Annotated in this window: 18 protein-coding genes; all 18 read left to right on the forward strand. The window is 60.7% G+C overall.

From position 1 onward, the window contains the following. The first annotated feature begins 106 nt into the window (after positions 1–106). The 18 genes from nuoE (at position 107) to urtA (ending at position 18,640) form a co-directional block, all read left to right on the forward strand. Entirely contained in the window at positions 107–610 is a 504-nt protein-coding gene (gene nuoE / locus BG83_RS0102790; RefSeq protein WP_024975293.1) for an NADH-quinone oxidoreductase subunit NuoE, read from the forward strand. Continuing rightward, entirely contained in the window at positions 611–1,906 is a 1,296-nt protein-coding gene (gene nuoF / locus BG83_RS0102795; protein ID WP_024975294.1) for an NADH-quinone oxidoreductase subunit NuoF, read from the forward strand. Positions 1,907–1,918: 12 nt separating this feature from the next. Further along, positions 1,919–4,270: an NADH-quinone oxidoreductase subunit NuoG gene (gene nuoG, locus BG83_RS0102800; RefSeq protein ID WP_024975295.1), complete on the forward strand. Its 2,352-nt coding sequence runs from the start codon at positions 1,919–1,921 to the stop codon at positions 4,268–4,270. An 8-nt stretch (positions 4,271–4,278) separates the two neighbouring features. Next, positions 4,279–5,343, forward strand: a complete 1,065-nt coding sequence (gene nuoH, locus BG83_RS0102805) for an NADH-quinone oxidoreductase subunit NuoH (RefSeq protein WP_009241059.1) — start codon at positions 4,279–4,281, stop codon at positions 5,341–5,343. A gap of 20 nt (positions 5,344–5,363) precedes the next feature. Then, on the forward strand, positions 5,364–5,855 hold the full coding sequence (nuoI, locus tag BG83_RS0102810; RefSeq protein WP_003261939.1) for an NADH-quinone oxidoreductase subunit NuoI: 492 nt from the start codon (positions 5,364–5,366) through the stop codon (positions 5,853–5,855). A gap of 146 nt (positions 5,856–6,001) precedes the next feature. Then, positions 6,002–6,634, forward strand: coding sequence for an NADH-quinone oxidoreductase subunit J (locus tag BG83_RS0102815; RefSeq protein WP_024975296.1), 633 nt, complete (start codon positions 6,002–6,004; stop codon positions 6,632–6,634). Positions 6,635–6,651: 17 nt separating this feature from the next. Next, entirely contained in the window at positions 6,652–6,963 is a 312-nt protein-coding gene (gene nuoK / locus BG83_RS0102820; protein ID WP_004630788.1) for an NADH-quinone oxidoreductase subunit NuoK, read from the forward strand. Between the two features lie 29 nt (positions 6,964–6,992). Further along, on the forward strand, positions 6,993–9,053 hold the full coding sequence (nuoL, locus tag BG83_RS0102825) for an NADH-quinone oxidoreductase subunit L (protein ID WP_024975297.1): 2,061 nt from the start codon (positions 6,993–6,995) through the stop codon (positions 9,051–9,053). 12 nt (positions 9,054–9,065) lie between these two features. Beyond that, positions 9,066–10,532, forward strand: coding sequence for an NADH-quinone oxidoreductase subunit M (locus tag BG83_RS0102830; RefSeq protein ID WP_024975298.1), 1,467 nt, complete (start codon positions 9,066–9,068; stop codon positions 10,530–10,532). 16 nt (positions 10,533–10,548) lie between these two features. Further along, complete coding sequence (gene nuoN / locus BG83_RS0102835; RefSeq protein ID WP_024975299.1) at positions 10,549–12,024, forward strand: NADH-quinone oxidoreductase subunit NuoN; 1,476 nt, start codon at positions 10,549–10,551, stop codon at positions 12,022–12,024. Positions 12,025–12,037: 13 nt separating this feature from the next. Further along, positions 12,038–12,352, forward strand: coding sequence for a DUF2818 family protein (locus tag BG83_RS0102840; RefSeq protein WP_024975300.1), 315 nt, complete (start codon positions 12,038–12,040; stop codon positions 12,350–12,352). A gap of 44 nt (positions 12,353–12,396) precedes the next feature. Further along, positions 12,397–13,008 carry an NUDIX domain-containing protein gene (locus BG83_RS0102845; RefSeq protein ID WP_024975301.1) on the forward strand — a complete coding sequence of 204 codons (612 nt, stop codon included), beginning with the start codon at positions 12,397–12,399 and terminating at the stop codon, positions 13,006–13,008. Positions 13,009–13,145: 137 nt separating this feature from the next. After that, positions 13,146–13,607, forward strand: coding sequence for a DUF1178 family protein (locus BG83_RS0102850; protein ID WP_024975302.1), 462 nt, complete (start codon positions 13,146–13,148; stop codon positions 13,605–13,607). Positions 13,608–13,691: 84 nt separating this feature from the next. After that, positions 13,692–14,888, forward strand: a complete 1,197-nt coding sequence (locus BG83_RS0102855) for an acyl-CoA dehydrogenase family protein (RefSeq protein WP_024975303.1) — start codon at positions 13,692–13,694, stop codon at positions 14,886–14,888. 35 nt (positions 14,889–14,923) lie between these two features. Next, positions 14,924–16,054: an acyl-CoA dehydrogenase family protein gene (locus BG83_RS0102860; protein ID WP_024975304.1), complete on the forward strand. Its 1,131-nt coding sequence runs from the start codon at positions 14,924–14,926 to the stop codon at positions 16,052–16,054. Positions 16,055–16,110: 56 nt separating this feature from the next. Next, positions 16,111–16,596, forward strand: coding sequence for a MaoC family dehydratase (locus BG83_RS0102865; RefSeq protein WP_024975305.1), 486 nt, complete (start codon positions 16,111–16,113; stop codon positions 16,594–16,596). Positions 16,597–16,633: 37 nt separating this feature from the next. Then, positions 16,634–17,113 (forward strand): MaoC family dehydratase, encoded by a 480-nt coding sequence (locus tag BG83_RS0102870; RefSeq protein ID WP_024975306.1) that lies wholly within the window; start codon positions 16,634–16,636, stop codon positions 17,111–17,113. A gap of 264 nt (positions 17,114–17,377) precedes the next feature. Continuing rightward, entirely contained in the window at positions 17,378–18,640 is a 1,263-nt protein-coding gene (gene urtA, locus BG83_RS0102875) for an urea ABC transporter substrate-binding protein (RefSeq protein ID WP_024975307.1), read from the forward strand. The last annotated feature ends 86 nt before the right edge of the window (positions 18,641–18,726 follow it).

Consider the following 18,726-nt stretch of genomic DNA (forward strand, 5'->3'; position numbering starts at 1 on the left):
GAAACAAGGTTTGACGCGCAGGCAAGCGCGGCTGTGAAACGAGGACGCCCGCCGGGGTAAGGCAGCTAGGTAACACGCCCCGCGTCCCGCACCAATCGCAACGAACATGCTATCAGCAGAAGCTCTCAAGGAAATTGACCGGGCGGTCGCGAAATATCCCGCCGACCAGAAGCAGTCCGCCGTGATGGCGGCGCTGGCGGTCGCGCAGAGCGAGAAAGGCTGGGTCTCGCCCGAAGTCATGCAGTTCGTGGCCGAGTACCTCGAAATGCCGCCGGTGTGGGTCGAGGAAGTGGCGACGTTCTACAACATGTACGACACCAAGCCGGTGGGCCGCTTCAAGCTGTCGGTGTGCACGAACTTGCCGTGCGCATTGTCGGGCGGCGAGCGTGCGGCCGACTACCTGAAGAAGAAGCTGGGCATCGGTTTCAACGAGACCACCGCCGACGGCAACTTCACGCTGAAGGAAGGCGAGTGCATGGGCGCGTGCGGTGATGCGCCGGTCATGATCGTCAACAATACCCACATGTGCAGCTTCATGAGCAACGAGAAGCTCGACGCGCTGATCGCCGACCTCCAGTCGAAGGCGCCGACCAAGGGAGCAGGCAAGTAAATGACCTCTCTGCACGACCGACATATCCAGCCGTTGATTCTCGCTGGCCTGAACGGCGACAACTGGCACCTCGACGATTACGTCAAGCGTGGCGGCTATCAACAGCTCAAGCGCATCCTTACCGAGAAGGTCACCCCTGAACAGGTCATTGCTGACGTGAAAGCGTCGGGCCTGCGCGGTCGTGGCGGTGCGGGCTTCCCGACTGGTCTGAAGTGGAGCTTCATGCCCCGCCAGTTCCCGGGTCAGAAGTATCTGGTCTGCAACACGGACGAAGGCGAGCCGGGTACGTTCAAGGATCGCGACATCATCCGCTACAACCCGCACGCGTTGATCGAAGGCATGGCCATCGGCGGTTATGCGATGGGCATCACCGTGGGCTACAACTATATCCACGGCGAAATCTGGAACGAATACAAGATCTTCGAGCAGGCGCTTGAAGAGGCGCGTGCTGCGGGTTTCCTGGGTGACAACATCCTGGGTTCCGGTTTCAACTTCCAGCTGCATGCGCACCATGGCTATGGCGCGTACATCTGCGGCGAAGAAACCGCGCTGCTCGAATCGCTGGAGGGCAAGAAGGGGCAGCCGCGTTTCAAGCCGCCGTTCCCGGCGAGCTTTGGTCTGTACGGCAAGCCGACCACCATCAACAACACCGAAACCTTTGCCGCAGTGCCGTTCCTGCTGTCCATCGGTCCGGACAACTACCTGAAGATGGGCAAGCCGAACAACGGCGGCTCGAAGATCTTCTCTGTGTCCGGCGACGTGGAGCGTCCGGGCAACTACGAGATTCCGCTCGGCACGCCGTTCTCCAAGCTGCTGGAGCTGGCCGGCGGCATGCGCGGCGGAAAGAAACTCAAGGCGGTCATTCCGGGTGGTTCGTCGGCGCCGGTGGTGCCGGCCGACCTGATGATGGCCTCCGACATGGACTACGATTCGATCGCCAAGGCTGGCTCGATGCTGGGCTCGGGCGCTGTGATCGTGATGGACGAAACGCGCTGCATGGTGAAATCGCTGCTGCGTCTGTCGTATTTCTATTTCGAAGAGTCGTGCGGCCAGTGCACGCCGTGCCGCGAAGGCACTGGCTGGCTGTATCGCGTGGTCGACCGCATCGAGCACGGCAAGGGCCGCCAGGAAGACCTGGACCTGCTGAACAACGTGGCCGAAAACATCATGGGCCGGACTATCTGCGCGCTCGGCGATGCCGCTGCGATGCCGGTCCGCGGCATGCTCAAGCACTACTGGGATGAGTTCGCGTATCACGTCGAACACAAGCAGTGCATGGTGCCCACCTACATTTAAGCGTGGCAGAACATGGTTGAAATCGAAATCGATGGCAAGAAGGTCGAGGTTGCCGAAGGCAGCCTAGTGATGGAGGCGGCTCGCCAGACGGGCACCTACATTCCTCACTTCTGCTATCACCGCAAACTGTCGGTCGCGGCCAACTGCCGGATGTGCTTGGTCGAAGTCGAGAAGGCGCCCAAGGCTCTGCCCGCCTGCGCCACGCCTGTAACCGCGGGCATGAAGGTCTTCACAAACTCCGAAAAGGCGGTGAAGGCACAGAAGTCCGTGATGGAATTCCTGCTGATTAACCACCCGCTGGATTGCCCGATCTGTGATCAGGGTGGCGAGTGCCAACTGCAGGATCTGGCTGTGGGCTACGGCAAGTCTGAATCGCGCTACCAGGAAGAGAAGCGTGTGGTGTTCCACAAGAACGTGGGCCCGCTGATCTCTATGGAAGAGATGACGCGGTGCATTCACTGCACGCGTTGCGTCCGCTTTGGTCAGGAAATTGCCGGCGTGATGGAACTGGGCATGCTCAACCGAGGTGAGCATTCCGAGATCACGACGTTCGTTGGGCAGACCGTTGACTCCGAGTTGTCGGGCAACATGATTGACCTGTGCCCGGTCGGCGCGCTGACCAGCAAGCCGTTCCGCTATTCGGCCCGTACGTGGGAGCTGGCACGCCGCAAGTCGGTGTCGCCGCACGACGGCCTGGGCGCGAACGTGATCGTCCAGACGAAGAATCAGCGCGTCATGCGCGTTCTGCCGCTGGACAACGAAGCCATCAACGAATGCTGGCTTTCCGACAAGGACCGTTTCGCCTATGAAGGCGTGAACAGCGACGATCGTCTGACTCAGCCGATGCTCAAGCAAGGCGGTCAGTGGAAGGCCGTCGACTGGACTACGGCGCTGGAATACGTCGCCAACGGCCTGAACGAAATCAAGCGTGACCATGGCGCTGAGCAGATCGGTGCATTGGCCAGCCCGCACAGCACGCTGGAAGAGCTGTTCTTGCTGCAAAAGCTGGTACGTGGCATTGGCAGCGACAACGTCGATTTCCGTCTGCGCCAATCCGATTTTTCCGTCAAGCCGACGGGCGCTCCGTGGCTAGGCCTGCCGATCGCCGATGTGTCGTTGCTGCAGCGCACGCTGGTTGTTGGCGCCTTCCTGCGCAAGGATCATCCGCTGCTGGCTGCGCGTCTGCGGCAGGCAGGCAAGAAGGGTGCACAACTGAACGTGATCGGCGCCGGTGGCGAAGATCTATTGATGCCCGCCACGCAACTGTTGGGTGCACCGTCGCAATGGCTGTCGCTGCTGTCGCAAGTGGCGGTGGCCGTGGCTGCTGCCAACAACGTTGCCCGTCCAGGCGGTACCGATGGCATCGAAGCCGGTGACGTTGCCAAGCGCATTGCTGCAAGCCTCGCTTCGGGCGAGCGCAAGGCTGTGTTCCTCGGCAACGCTGCGGTGGCGCATCCGCAATTCTCGCAACTGCACGCGCTGGCTCAGTGGGTTGCGCAGCAAACCGGCGCGACGCTCGGCTTCCTGACGGAAGCGGCCAACACAGTTGGTGGCTACATTGCCGGTGCGCTGCCGCAAAGCAATGGCCTCGACGCCGCCGCCATGCTGGCGCAACCGCGTCGTGCTTACGTGCTACTGGGCGCCGAACCTGAATTCGATACCGCGAACCCGGTACAGGCCCGTGCGGCGCTGGACCAGGCTGACACTGTGATCGTTCTGGCGCCATTTGCCTCCCGCGCTGCACTCGAGTACGCCGACGTGCTGCTACCGACCGCGCCGTTCACGGAAACTTCCGGCACCTTCGTCAACTGCGAAGGTCTGCCGCAAAGCTTCAACGGCGTTGTGCGCAGCCTGGGCGATTCGCGTCCGGCGTGGAAGGTCCTGCGCGTGCTGGGCAACCTGCTGAACGTGTCGGGCTTCGAATACGACAGCTCGGAAGTGGTGCGCGACGAAGTGCTGGCCAAGCCGGTCACCGCCCGTTTGTCGAACACGACGACGGCACAGACCGCTGCTCCGGCAGCCGCCGCGACAAGCATCGAACGTCTGGCCGATGTACCGATCTACCACGCCGATCCGATCGTGCGCCGCGCTGGTTCGCTGCAACTGACGGCTGCAGCACGCGCCGCCGTGCGCGCTGGCTTGCCGGCTGACCTCTATGCGCAACTCGGCCTTGCCGATGGTGATGCCGTGCGCGTGACGCAAGGGCAGAGCAGTGTGGTGCTGCCGGCCGTGCTGGACAAGTCGCTGGCTTCCGGTGTGGTCCGCGTGCCGGCTGCCACCGAGGCTTCGGCTCAGCTGGGTGCCATGTTCGGCGCGGTGAGCGTTGAGAAGGTTGAATCGTCCGCGCTGGCGGCTACGGTGTAAGGGTCAACATGATCGAGTCGATTACTTCTTTCGGTACCGCCACCTTTGGTGGATGGTGGCCGCTGATCTGGACGCTGGTCCGCGCGGTCTGCATCATTCTGCCGTTGCTGCTGTGCGTCGCTTACCTGATCCTGTGGGAGCGCAAGCTCATTGGCTGGATGCACGTGCGTCTGGGCCCGAACCGCGTGGGCCCAATGGGTCTGCTGCAACCGATTGCCGACGTGCTCAAGCTGCTGCTCAAGGAAGTCATGGTGCCGAGCGCGGTCAGCCGCGGCATGTACATCATCGCGCCGCTGATGGTGCTGATGCCCGCCGTGGCGATCTGGGCGGTGATTCCGTTCCAGGCCGAAGCCATGGTGTCGAACATCAACGCCGGCCTGCTGTACGTGATGGCGATCAGCTCGGTGGGCGTGTACGGCGTGATCCTGGCCGGCTGGGCTTCGAACTCCAAGTACGCGTTCCTGGGTGCGATGCGCGCCTCGGCACAGATGATTTCGTACGAAATCGCCATGGGCTTCGCGCTCGTGACGGTGTTGATGGTGACGGGCAGCCTGAACCTGTCGGACATCGTTAACTCGCAGAACCGCGGTTTCTTTGCGGGTCACGGCATCAACATCCTCTCGTGGAACTGGCTGCCGCTGCTGCCGATGTTCGGCGTCTACTTCATCTCGGGTGTGGCAGAAACGAACCGCCACCCGTTCGACGTGGTGGAAGGCGAATCCGAAATCGTGGCCGGTCACATGATCGAATACTCGGGCATGGCGTTCGCGCTGTTCTTCCTGGCCGAGTACATCAACATGATCGTCATCTCGGCGCTGACGGCGACGCTGTTCCTGGGCGGCTGGGCTTCGCCGATCGATGCACCGGTCCTCAACTGGATTCCGGGCTTCTTCTGGCTGCTGATCAAGGTTTTCCTGCTGCTGTCGGTCTTTATCTGGCTGCGTGCATCGTTCCCGCGCTATCGCTATGACCAGATCATGCGTCTGGGCTGGAAGATATTCATTCCGCTCACTGTGGGCTGGCTTGTCGTCGTCGCCATCTGGTTGGTGTCGCCGTGGAACATCTGGAAGTAACGGGACAATAGGAAGGCACCATGTTGCTTGCCATCAAGGAATTTTTTAACAGTCTGCTCCTGAAGGAACTCTTCAAGGGGCTGGCGCTGACCGGGCGCTATCTGTTTGCGCGCAAGATCACTGTTCTCTTTCCGGAAGAGAAGACGCCGCTGTCGCCGCGTTTCCGCGGTCTGCATGCACTGCGTCGCTATCCGAACGGCGAAGAACGCTGCATCGCTTGTAAGCTGTGCGAGGCCGTTTGCCCGGCTCTGGCCATTACGATTGAGTCGGATCAGCGCGACGACGGCACTCGCCGTACCACGCGCTACGACATCGACCTGACCAAATGTATTTTCTGCGGCTTCTGTGAAGAGGCTTGCCCGGTGGACGCCATCGTCGAGACGCACATCCTGGAATACCACGGTGAAAAGCGCGGCGACCTGTATTTCACCAAGGACATGCTGCTGGCCGTGGGTGATCGCTTCGAGCCGGAAATTGCGGCCAACAAGGCAGCCGACGCAAAGTACCGCTGATTCAGAACGTCCGCCGTGCGGTTGGCGGGCGGTGCAGTTGACATCCCGGTTGGACAACGGCTCTTTGAGAGCCAACCAGTTGCGGTGGCGTTACGCCATCGCGGCTTTGGACAAGCGCGTGCCGCAAAACGGCCCGTGCCAGGATCATGGAAATCACGACGATCATCTTCTACTGTTTCGCGCTCGTGCTGGTGCTCGCAGCGCTGAAGGTCATCACCGCGAAGAACCCGGTGCACGCGGCGCTGTTCCTCGTGCTCTCGTTCTTTACCGCGGCGGCGATCTGGATGCTGCTCAAGGCAGAGTTCCTCGCCATTACGCTGGTGCTGGTCTACGTTGGGGCAGTGATGGTGCTGTTCCTGTTCGTGGTGATGATGATCGATATCGACATCGAGCACCTGCGACGTGATTTCTGGACGTACGTGCCGATGGCAGCCTTCGTGGGCGTTGTCATCATCCTGGAAATGGCCGTCGTGCTGACCAAGACCTTCATGGGGCGCGTACAGCCAGTGCAGGAGTTGCCGAAGGGCTTCACCGGCCCGAACACGCAGGCGCTCGGGAAGCTCATCTATACAGATTACATCTATGCCTTTGAAGTGGCTGGCGCGGTGTTGCTGCTGGCGATTGTCGCGGCCGTGGCCCTGACCGCCCGCCGCCGCAAGGACACCAAGGCCCAGAACGTGTCCGATCAAATCCGCGTGAAGCGCAAGGACCGCGTGCGTCTGGTCTCGATGCCGTCGGAAAAATCGGCTGGCGCAGCTTCGGCTGAATCCAAGAGCTGAGCCCCGGGAGAACCCATATGTCTTCGCTATCCCTTGCCCATTACCTCGTGCTCGGCGCGGTGCTGTTTGCCATCAGCATCGTCGGCATCTTCCTGAACCGTAAGAACGTCATCGTGCTGCTGATGGCGATCGAACTGATGCTGCTGGCGGTCAACCTGAACTTCGTCGCGTTCTCCCATTACCTGGGCGATCTGGCAGGGCAGGTGTTCGTGTTTTTCATCCTGACGGTGGCCGCGGCGGAATCCGCGATCGGTCTCGCCATCCTGGTGGTGCTGTTCCGTAATCTGGACACCATCAACGTCGACGATCTGGACAGCCTGAAAGGCTGACCTCCGCATCCACCTATAAGAAGCGTTCCATGGCTACCACGCTCAATCCCAACCTGCTGCTGGCGATTCCGCTCGCGCCGCTGGCCGGCGCGGCGATCGCCGGGCTGTTCGGCACCAAGTTCTTCGGCGAGAAGATCGGCCGCACGGCGTCCCACAGCGTCACCATCCTCGGTGTTGCGATCGCCTTCATTCTGTCGGCGCTGACGCTGTCCGACGTCATCAACGGCGCTGGTTACAACGGCACCGTCTACGAATGGATGACGGTTGGCGCGCTGAAGATGGAAGTCGGCTTCCTCATCGATTCGCTCACGGCGATGATGATGTGCGTGGTGACCTTCGTCTCGCTGATGGTGCACATCTACACCATCGGCTACATGGCTGAAGATGACGGCTACAACCGTTTCTTCGCGTATATCTCGCTGTTCACCTTCTCGATGTTGATGCTCGTGATGAGCAACAACTTCCTGCAGCTGTTCTTCGGTTGGGAAGCAGTGGGTCTGGTGTCATATCTGCTGATTGGCTTCTGGTTCAAGCGTCCGACCGCCATCTACGCCAACATGAAGGCGTTTCTGGTTAACCGCGTGGGCGACTTCGGCTTCGTGCTCGGGATTGGCCTGCTGCTGGCTTACAGCGGCAGCCTCAGCTACGCCGACGTGTTCGCCGCTCGAGACAACCTGGCCACGATTGGCTTCCCGGGCACCGACTGGCACATGCTGACGGTCGCCTGTATCTGCCTGTTCATCGGTGCGATGGGTAAATCGGCGCAGTTCCCGCTGCACGTGTGGCTGCCGGACTCAATGGAAGGCCCGACCCCGATTTCCGCACTGATTCACGCGGCAACCATGGTGACCGCCGGTATCTTCATGGTCGCACGCATGTCGCCGCTGTTCGAACTGTCGGACACCGCACTGTCGTTCGTGCTGATTATCGGCGCCATCACTGCGTTGTTCATGGGTTTCCTGGGCATCATCCAGACCGACATCAAGCGCGTGGTGGCGTACTCCACGCTGTCTCAGCTGGGCTACATGACCGTCGCACTGGGCGCATCGGCTTATCAAGTGGCCGTGTTCCACCTGATGACGCACGCGTTTTTCAAGGCGCTGCTGTTCCTCGGCGCGGGCTCGGTCATCATCGGCATGCACCACGATCAGGACATGCGCAACATGGGCGGCCTGCGCAAGTACATGCCGATCACGTGGCTGACGTCGCTGGTGGGGTCGCTGGCGTTGATCGGCACGCCGTTCTTTGCGGGTTTCTATTCGAAGGACTCGATCATCGAAGCGGTTCGTGAATCGCACCTGCCGGGCGCCGGGTTCGCTTACTGGGCGGTGCTGGCCGGCGTGTTCGTGACCGCGTTCTACTCGTTCCGCATGTACTTCCTGGTGTTCCACGGTGAGGAGCGTTTCGGCAAGGCCCACGCCCATCACGACGATCACCATGAAGAGGAAGAGGGCGACCACGATCACCACCATGGTCTGGCCCCGGGCCAAAAGCCGCACGAGTCGCCGTGGGTGGTGACGGTGCCGCTGGTGTTGCTGGCGATTCCGTCGGTCATCATCGGCGCAATGGCAATCCAGCCGATGCTGTTCGGCGAGTTCTTCAAGCACGGTGTGGTGTTCTCGGAAGTCATCTTCAATGCTGATAACCACGAAGCAATGAAGGTGTTGGCCGAAGACTTCCACGGCTGGGTCGAGATGGCGCTGCACGGCTTCACGTCGGCACCGTTCATCCTCCTGCTGGCGGGCGTCGTGTTGTCGTGGTTCTTCTACCTGAAGCGCCCGGATATTCCGGCAGCGATCGCCAAGCGTTTCTCTGGCGTCTACAAGCTGCTGGACAACAAGTACTACATGGACAAGATCAACGAGATCGTCTTCGCCAACGGTGCGGTCAAGTTTGGCCGTGGCCTGTGGAAGGGCGGCGATCAGGGCGTGATCGACGGTGTTGTCGTCAACGGCAGCGCGCGTCTGGTGGGCTGGTTCGCGACGGTCGTGCGCCTGCTCCAGTCCGGCTTCATCTATGACTATGCGTTCGCGATGATCATCGGCACGGTTGGGCTGCTGACGTATTTCGTGTTCCTGGCAGGCAAATAAGGGATTACAAAAATGGTTCTGTCTTTTGCGATCTGGCTGCCGATCTTCTTCGGCGTGCTGGTGCTGGCCTCGGGCTCAGACCGCAATCCCGGTTATGTCCGCTGGATGTCGTTGATCGGCTCGCTGATCAGCTTCGTGATGACGCTGCCGCTGATTACGCGTTTCGATAAGACGACGGCTGCGATGCAGTTCGTCGAGAAATCGTCGTGGATCGAGCGCTTCCACATCAGCTACTACCTGGGTGTCGACGGCATCTCGATGTGGTTCGTGGTGCTGACTGCATTCATCACCGTCATCGTGGTGATTGCTGCGTGGGAAGTGATCACGGAGCGCGTGGCGCAGTACATGGCCGCGTTCCTGATCCTGTCGGGTCTGATGATCGGTGTGTTCGCGTCGCTCGACGGTCTGCTGTTCTACGTGTTCTTCGAAGCCACGCTGATCCCGATGTACATCATCATCGGTGTGTGGGGTGGCCCGAATCGCGTCTACGCGGCATTCAAGTTCTTCCTGTACACGCTGCTGGGCTCGTTGCTGACGCTGGTTGCGCTGCTGTATCTGTACTTCCACAGCGGCACGTTTGAAATCCTGCAGTGGCATCAGGTCAAGCTGTCGATGAACGAGCAGATCCTGATCTTCCTCGCGTTCTTCATGGCTTTTGCGGTGAAGGTGCCGATGTGGCCGGTGCACACCTGGCTGCCGGACGCCCACGTGGAAGCGCCCACCGGCGGCTCCGTGGTCCTGGCTGCCATCATGCTGAAGCTGGGCGCCTACGGTTTCCTTCGGTTCTCGCTGCCGATCGCGCCGGATGCGAGTCACAGCCTGTCGGCATTCATCATTGCGATCTCGCTGGTCGCCGTGATTTACATCGGCTTGGTCGCGCTGGTGCAGGCCGACATGAAGAAGCTGGTCGCGTATTCGTCGATTGCGCACATGGGCTTCGTCACACTGGGCTTCTTCATCTTCAACGAGATCGGCGTCGAGGGCGGTATTGTCCAGATGATTTCGCACGGCTTCATCTCGGGTGCCATGTTCCTGTGCATTGGCGTGCTGTATGACCGTGTGCACTCGCGCCAGATCGCCGATTACGGCGGTGTGGTGAACACGATGCCGAAGTTCGCGGCGCTGTCGGTGTTCTTTGCGATGGCCAACTGCGGCCTGCCGGCAACTTCGGGTTTCGTCGGCGAGTTCATGGTGATCCTGGGTTCGGTCAAGTTCAATTTCTGGATTGGTTTGCTGGCCGCCACGGCACTGATCTTTGGTGCTGCGTATTCGCTGTGGATGGTCAAGCGCGTGATCTTCGGTGATGTGACCCACAAGCACGTTGCCGAATTGAAGGACCTGAATTGCCGCGAGTTCTTCATGCTGGGCGTGCTGGCGATCGCCACCCTGTACATGGGCCTGTATCCGAAGCCCTTCACCGATGTCATGCATGCGTCCGTGGTCAACCTGCTGACCCACGTGGCTCAGTCGAAGCTGTAAGCAGCGAGAAGAAACTATGCAATCGTCCTCCTCTATTGCGGCTTTTGCCCCAATCGTTTTTCTCGCGCTGGGCATTGGTGCCGTCAACTGGATTGACTTGGCCCGCGGCCAGAAGCGAAGCAGCGTGGCTTACCCGGTTTCGTTGGTGATTACGCTGGTGCTGGCCGTGTGGTTCGGGCTGAATGCTGCCAACGGCGAGACGCACTACGTCTTCGGCAACATGGCCGTCATCGACCCGATGGCCAACGTGCTGGCGTCTTTCTGTGCGCTGACCCTGTTTGCCACACTGGTCTACACGCGCCGCTATTTGGCCGACCGGGACATGTACGCAGGCGAGTTCTACATGTTTGCCCTGTTCACGCTGGGCGGTCAGGTGGTGATGATCACCGGCAACAACTTCCTGGTGCTCTATCTGGGTCTGGAATTGCTGTCGCTAGCGTCGTACACACTGGTTGCGCTGCGTCGCCGTTCGAACGTGTCGTCCGAATCGGCCATGAAGTATTTCATTCTGGGCGCACTCGCATCGGGCCTGTTGCTGTACGGCATGTCGATGCTGTACGGCGCGACTGGTTCGTTGGAACTGGGTAAGGTGTTTGACGCTATCAAGAACGGCGAGATCAACAAGACGATCCTCGTGTTTGGCGTGGTGTTCATCGTCGCCGGTCTGGGCTTCAAGCTGGGTGTGGCGCCGTTCCACATGTGGGTGCCGGACGTGTACCAGGGCTCGCCGACGGCCGTGACGCTGCTGATTGCCGGCGCACCGAAGGTGGCGGCGTTCGCGATGACGTTTCGCATTCTGGTGGAAGGCCTGCTGCCGCTGGCGTTCGATTGGCAGAACATGCTGATCGTGCTGGCCGTCGTGTCGTTGGCTATCGGCAATATCACGGGCGTTGTTCAGACCAACTTCAAGCGTCTGCTGGGCTATTCCACCGTCTCGCACATGGGCTTTCTGCTGCTGGGCCTTGTGTCGGGCGTCAGCTCCGGCAAGCCGGATTTGACGGCCCAGGCCTACAGCGCGTCGATGTTCTATGCGATTACCTACGTGCTGACCGCATTGGGTGGCTTCGGCATGATCCTGCTGCTTGCGCGCAAGGGCTATGAGGCAGAAGAGATTGCCGACCTGAAAGGCTTGTCGAAGAAGAGCCCGTGGTTTGCGCTGCTGATGCTGTTCATCATGATGTCGCTGGCGGGCTTGCCGCCCACAGTTGGCTTCTACGCCAAGCTGTCGGTCCTGGGCGCGGTGGTGGATGCCGGTATGCCGTGGCTGGCCGTCGTGGCGGTGCTGTTCTCGCTGGTCGGTGCGTTTTACTACCTGCGCGTCATCAAGGTCATGTACTTTGATGCGCCGGCAGATGATGGCCCCGTGGAGGCCACCTTCGGCCTGCGTTCGTTGCTGTCGGTCAATGGCTTGCTGGTGCTCTTGCTGGGTATCTTCCCGGCCGGCCTGATGGCTGTGTGCTATCAGGCAATCCGCCTGACGTTGGCTTCGTAACACGCCGAGCACCATGAGCACTTCGACGGGCGGTCTGTTTGTCATCGTGTTGGCACTGATCTGTGCCAACCTGCCGTTCGTCAATCAACGCGTGCTGGCTCTGGTGCCAGCACGCTGGCCGCGCAAGCCGTTCTGGCTGCGCGGCACCGAGCTGATTGCCATGTATGTTGTGGTGGGGCTGATCGGCTTCGGTATCGAATCGAGCCAAGGCAATGCGTTTGCGCAAGGCTGGCAGTTTTATGCGATCACCGCTTGCCTGATGCTGGTGTTCGCGTTTCCCGGCTTTACGTGGCAATACCTGATTCGCCATCCTCGCGATTCCCGTTAATTCCCGCCGGGCAGGTTCTCGCTGTCTCGGCATGAGAGAGCGCCATGTCCGATTACACCCCGCTGAACGCCACCCCTGATGGGACGCAGGACCCGGATGCCGGTCTGCGCGAGACGCAGGTTGCCTCTGCGTTGATGCACCAGGGCAAATTTCTCACGCTCAAGCAAGACATCGTCCGTCTGCCGGACGGCCGCAATGCCAGCCGCGAATACCTGATTCACCCCGGCGCGGTGATGATGATTCCGTTGTTCGACGACGGCACCGTGCTGATGGAGCGTCAGTTCCGCTACCCGGTCGGCCAGGTGATGATTGAATTCCCGGCCGGCAAGCTCGATCCGCAGGAAGGCGCGCTCACATGCGGCAAGCGCGAACTGCGTGAGGAAACCGGCTACACGGCTGAGCGCTGGGATTACCTCACGCGCATTCACCCGGTCATTTCGTATTCCACCGAGTTCATCGATATCTATCTCGCGCGCGATCTCAAGCAGGGTACGGCCATGCTGGAAGAAGGCGAATTTCTCGAAACTTTCGTCACGCCGGCCGGCCAGCTGATCGATTGGGTGCGCGAAGGTAAGATTTCCGACGTGAAGACCATCATCGGCACGTTTTGGCTTGAGAAAATTCTGTCAGGAGCGTGGACGCCGGGTGCCGTCTGAGGCGCTTATAGCCGCCGCTTGATCACACCGTTTTCCTGTCGTTGTTACCATAGCGAACGGTCGTGCGAAAAAATTAGCACGACCGTTCACAAATTTTCGAATCGGGGATACACTCATCCCCATGCGCTGGACCGATCATGAAAGTGCTGGACCTCCGCTGTGCCAATGACCACCGCTTCGAAGGCTGGTTCGGATCCGATGCCGACCTGCAATCGCAGCAAAAGCGCGGGCTATTGACGTGCCCAGTTTGCGGTCATAACGAGGTTGAGCGCTTGCCGAGTGCGCCGCGCCTGAATCTGTCGTCGTCACGTGCGGAGACCGCCCAGAAAAGCGGCACCGCCAAGGCAGCTGAAGGCGAGGGCGGCGCGCCCGCAGCCCTGCAACAGCTCTATCTGAAAGCCGTGCGCCACGTCTTGGCCAATACCGAGGACGTCGGCGAGCGGTTTGCAGAAGAGGCGCGCCGCATGCATTACAACGAGGCGCCGGAGCGGGGCATTCGCGGGACGACGTCTCGGGAGGAAGCGCAGGAACTGGCAGAGGAAGGCATTGACGTGATGCCGCTGTTGGTGCCCGACGCGCTCAAGCAGCCCGTGCACTGACAGCCTCGATTCAGGTCCGCGCCGGTCCGACAGAACGTTCTCCACCGATTTGCCGCGGTGGGGAGCCAACCACAGGAGACAGGCATGGATCTGAACTACTCGGCGGCCGATGATGCGTTCCGCCAGGAAGTCCGCGGCTGGCTGGAAGCCAATCTGCCCAAGGACATCCAAGACAAGGTGTTGAACCACCGCCGCCTGAACCGCGACGATTTCGTTCGTTGGCACAAGGCGCTCGCGGCCAAGGGTTGGTCGGTACCTCACTGGCCGGTCGAGTGGGGCGGCACCGGCTGGTCTCCCATCCAAAAGCACATCTGGGACGAAGAATGCGCGGAGGTCGGCGCGCCCGGCGTGCTGCCGTTCGGCGTCAGCATGGTCGCCCCCGTGATCATGAAATACGGCAATGAAGCGCAGAAGCGCTATTTCCTGCCGCGCATCGTTGACTGCACCGATTGGTGGTGCCAGGGTTATTCGGAGCCAGGTTCCGGTTCCGATCTGGCCTCGGTGAAGACGCGCGCCGTGCGCGAAGGCGATCACTACATCGTCAACGGTCAGAAGACCTGGACCACGCTTGGCCAACACGCCGACATGATCTTCTGCCTGGTCCGCACGGACCCGGACGCGAAGAAGCAAGAGGGCATTTCGTTCCTGCTGATCGACATGAAGACGCCGGGCATTACCGTGCGCCCCATCATCATGTTGGACGAAGAGCACGAAGTGAACGAGGTGTTCTTCGACAACGTCAAGGTACCGGTTCAAAACCTGATCGGTGATGAGAACCGCGGCTGGACATACGCCAAGTATCTGCTCGGCCACGAGCGCACGGGCATCGCGCGTGTGGGCAATTCCAAGCGCGAACTGGCGTTTCTCAAGCGCGTTGCCAAGCAACACCAGAAGAACGGCAAGCCGCTGCTGCAGGACCCGGTGTTCGGTGCCAAGGTGGCGTCGCTGGAAATTGAACTGCTGGCACTGGAGATGACGGTGCTGCGCGTGGTGTCGAGCGAGAACGCCGGCAAAGGCCCCGGCCCCGAGGCGTCGCTGCTCAAGATCAAGGGCACGCAGATCCAACAGATGCTGACCGAGTTGATGGTCGAGGCAGTGGGGCCGTATGCCCAGCCGTTCGACCCGAGCTACCTGGAAGGCGACACCTCGCAGGCGGTGACGGGCGACAACGATGCCGCGCCGCTTGCGCCGTACTACTTCAACTATCGCAAGACCTCGATCTACGGCGGGTCGAATGAGATCCAGCGCAACATCATCTCGCAGATGATCCTTGGCGTCTGAGCAGAACGGCGACAGAACACATATCGGAGACAAACATGGATTTCTCGTTCACCGACGAGCAGAAGCAACTGGCCGATGCAGTGCGCCGCTTCATCGACAAAGACTATGGTTTTGAGGCCCGCAACAAGGTCGTGTACTCGCCGGAAGGCGTGTCACAGGCTCACTGGGATGCGCTGGCCGAACTGGGCCTGACCGCGTTGCCGGTGCCCGAAGCACAAGGCGGTTTTGACGGCCGCGCAATGGACTTGCTGGTGGTGATGCAGGAACTCGGCCGCGGCCTGGTCGTGGAACCGTATCAGGCGACCGTGCTTGGCGCGCAGGCGCTCAAGCTTGCAGGCGGGCAGGATGCCTTGCTTGAAGAAGTCGCCGGCGGCGCCGTGAAGCTGGCTATCGCCTTCGGCGAGCCCCAATCGCGTTACGAACTTTTCAACGTCACCACGCGTGCCGCGCAGCAGGGCAGTGGCTGGACGCTCACGGGCGAGAAGGCGGTTGTGGTGCATGGCGCGCAGGCAGACAAGCTGATCGTCTCGGCGCGCAAGGGCGGTGAAGCGCGTGATACGTCGGGCCTGTCGCTCTTTGTTGTCGACCGCACTGCGGCCGGCGTCACGGTCAAGGACTACCGAACGATCGACAACCTGCACGCTGCGGACATCCGCTTTGACAATGCACCGGCAACGCTGCTTGGCGCCGCGGGCGAAGCGTGGGAAACGATCGACGCCGTGGCGGATCTTGGTTGCGTGCTGTTGTGCGCTGAAGCGATCGGCCTCATCGATGCACTGAACGCTGCAACGCTGGAGTACACCAAGACCCGCCAGCAGTTTGGCGTGCCCATCGCGCGCTTCCAGGCATTGCAGCACCGCATGGTCGACATGTTCATCCATGGCGAGCAAGCGCGCTCGATTACCTATCTGGCCGCCGCGCATTTTGAAGATGGCGACGTCGAGGCACGCCGTCGCTATGTGTCTGCGGCCAAAGCGCGTGTCGGACAGGCAGCGCGTGACGTTGGCCAGGAAGCCGTGCAACTGCACGGCGGCATGGGCGTCACGAACGAATTGCCCGCCGCGCACATGTTCAAGCGGCTGACGATGATCAACACGACGCTGGGCGACGTGGATCATCACCTGGCACGCTTCGCATCGCTGCCTGGCTTCCAGCAAGCAGCGTAACGGCAAACCTGAACGCCCCGCATTCGTGCGGGGCGTTGTCATTTGGAGGAGACGATATGGCGGAGAACGAAAGGGCAGAAGCAACGCGATCGTACGAGTTCTACTTCGATGATTTCGAAGTCGGTCGTACGCTGCAGATGGGTACCTACACCGTCACCGAAGAAGAGATCCTGACCTTCGCGCGGCAGTACGATCCGCAGCCGTTCCACATCGATGCGGAAGCCGCCAAGCACAGCATCTACGGCGGCATCATTTCCAGCGGCTGGATGACCTGCTCCATCATGATGCGGCTGATGGTGACCGGCTTCCTCGGCAAGGCGGCCAGCATGGGTTCGCCCGGCGTGGATGAAATCCGCTGGATGAAGCCGGTGTATCCGGGCGACACGCTGTCGGTGTCGAGTACATGCATGGAAGTACGTCCGTCGCAGTCGAAGCCGGACCGCGGCGTGGCCGTCAACCGCTGGGAGGCGCGTAACCAGCGCGGCGAACTCGTCTGCACGGTGACGGGCATGGGCCTGTTTGGCCGGCGCCCGAAGGCTTGATTACCCGTCATCGCATCACAACAAGGAGACAACCCAGATGCGCATCATCGAATCGCTCGACGAGCTCAAAGGCTTGATCGGCCAGGAAGTTGCCGTGAGCGACTGGACAGAGATCACGCAGCAGCAGGTGAACCTCTTCGCCGAGGCCACGGGCGATCACCAGTGGATTCACGTGGACGTTGAGCGTGCGAAGCGCGAGTCGCCGTTCGGAGCGCCGGTGGCGCACGGCTTCCTGACGCTGTCGTTGCTGCCGATGCTGATGGCGAACGCGATCGAGATGGCCGACGTGAAGATGGGCGTGAACTACGGCCTGAACAAGGTCCGTTTCACCGCGCCCGTGCCGGTGGGCAGCCGTGTGCGCGCCCGCGTGAAGCTGGTGGAAATGGAAGCGCTGCCACCATTGCCTAATGCGCCCACGCTGACAGGCGCTCAGATGACCTGGGCTGTGACCATCGAACGCGAAGGGCAGGAGCGCCCGGTTTGCGTGGCCGAATCGATTTCGCGCCGCTATTCCTGAGTCTCGCTTTTCGTAGGTTCACCAGGCCGGCGCAATGCCGGCCTTTCTTTTTCATTGGCTTGCCCTTGCACTCCGCTTGTTTTGTGCTTGTCTTCATGCGCCCCAAGCGGGCGCATCCTGTCGAACAAATGCGCGTTCTTGGCGCGGCTTTGGCACCGTTTTGGCGCGGATTTCCCTTCGAATGAGCCAAATGTGATGGCACGGTAGTTGCAATTTTGGGTCCCGGGGAGTCGTTCTCGCCACCAATAAACCCAAGGAGCCGCAATGAAACGTCGTGAGCTGTTGAAGCTGTCTGCCGTCGCCGCCGCAACGCTGTTGTCCGTGTCGAACTTCGCGTTTGCTCAGGCAAAGGACCCGATCAAGGTCGGTATCCTGCATTCGCTGTCGGGCACCATGGCCATCTCCGAAACGTCGCTGAAAGACGTGGCGCTGATGACGATCGACGAGATCAACAAGAGCGGTGGTGTGCTGGGCCGCAAGCTGGAACCGGTGGTGGTGGACCCGGCTTCGAACTGGCCGCTGTTTGCCGAGAAGGCACGTGGCCTGCTGACGCAGGACAAGGTGGCCGTGACGTTCGGCTGCTGGACGTCGGTGTCGCGCAAGTCGGTGCTGCCCGTCTATGAAGAGTTGAACGGCCTGCTGTTCTACCCGGTGCAGTACGAAGGCGAAGAGATGTCGAAGAACGTCTTCTACACCGGCGCGGCGCCCAACCAGCAAGCCATTCCGGCGGTGGAATACCTGATGAGCAAGGAAGGCGGCGGCGCCAAGCGCTTCTTCCTGCTCGGTACCGATTACGTCTACCCGCGCACGACCAACAAGATCCTGCGCGCGTTCCTGCACAGCAAGGGCGTGAAGGACAGCGACATCGAAGAGGTCTACACCCCGTTTGGTCACTCCGACTATCAGACCATCGTCGCCAACATCAAGAAGTTCTCGCAGGGCGGCAAAACCGCTGTCATTTCCACCATCAACGGCGATTCGAACGTGCCGTTCTACAAGGAACTCGGCAACGCTGGCCTGAAGGCCAAGGATGTACCGGTGGTGGCCTTCTCGGTGGGTGAAGAAGAACTGCGCGGCATCGACACCAAGCCGCTGGCCGGCCAGTTGGCAGCGTGGAACTACTTCATGTCGGTCAAGAACCCGGTCAATGACGACTTCAAGAAGAAGTGGGCTGCGTGGGTCAAGTCCAACAACCTGCCGGGCGGTGACAAGCGCGTCACCAACGACCCGATGGAAGCCACCTACGTCGGCATCATGATGTGGAAACAGGCCGTGGAAAAGGCCGGTTCCACCGATGTAGACAAGGTCCGCAAGGCGATGTACGGCCAGCAGTTCAAGGCACCGTCGGGCTTCACGCTGGTGATGAACAACAACCATCACCTGAGCAAGCCCGTGATGATCGGCGAGGTGCGCGGCGATGGCCAGTTCAACGTCGTGTGGAAGACGCCGACGGTGATTCGCGCCAAGCCGTGGAGCCCGTACATCCCCGGCAACGAGGGCAAGCCTGACATGGTTGCAAGCAAGTGATGTGGTCAGGTGGGCCGGCCATGTGTCTAACGTAGCCGGTCCTTTGAACGACGCTGTACGACGTGGCGGACCGGTTTCGACATCGG

This window comes from Ralstonia pickettii, assembly GCF_000607165.1.
Taxonomy (GTDB): Bacteria; Pseudomonadota; Gammaproteobacteria; order Burkholderiales; family Burkholderiaceae; genus Ralstonia; species Ralstonia holmesii.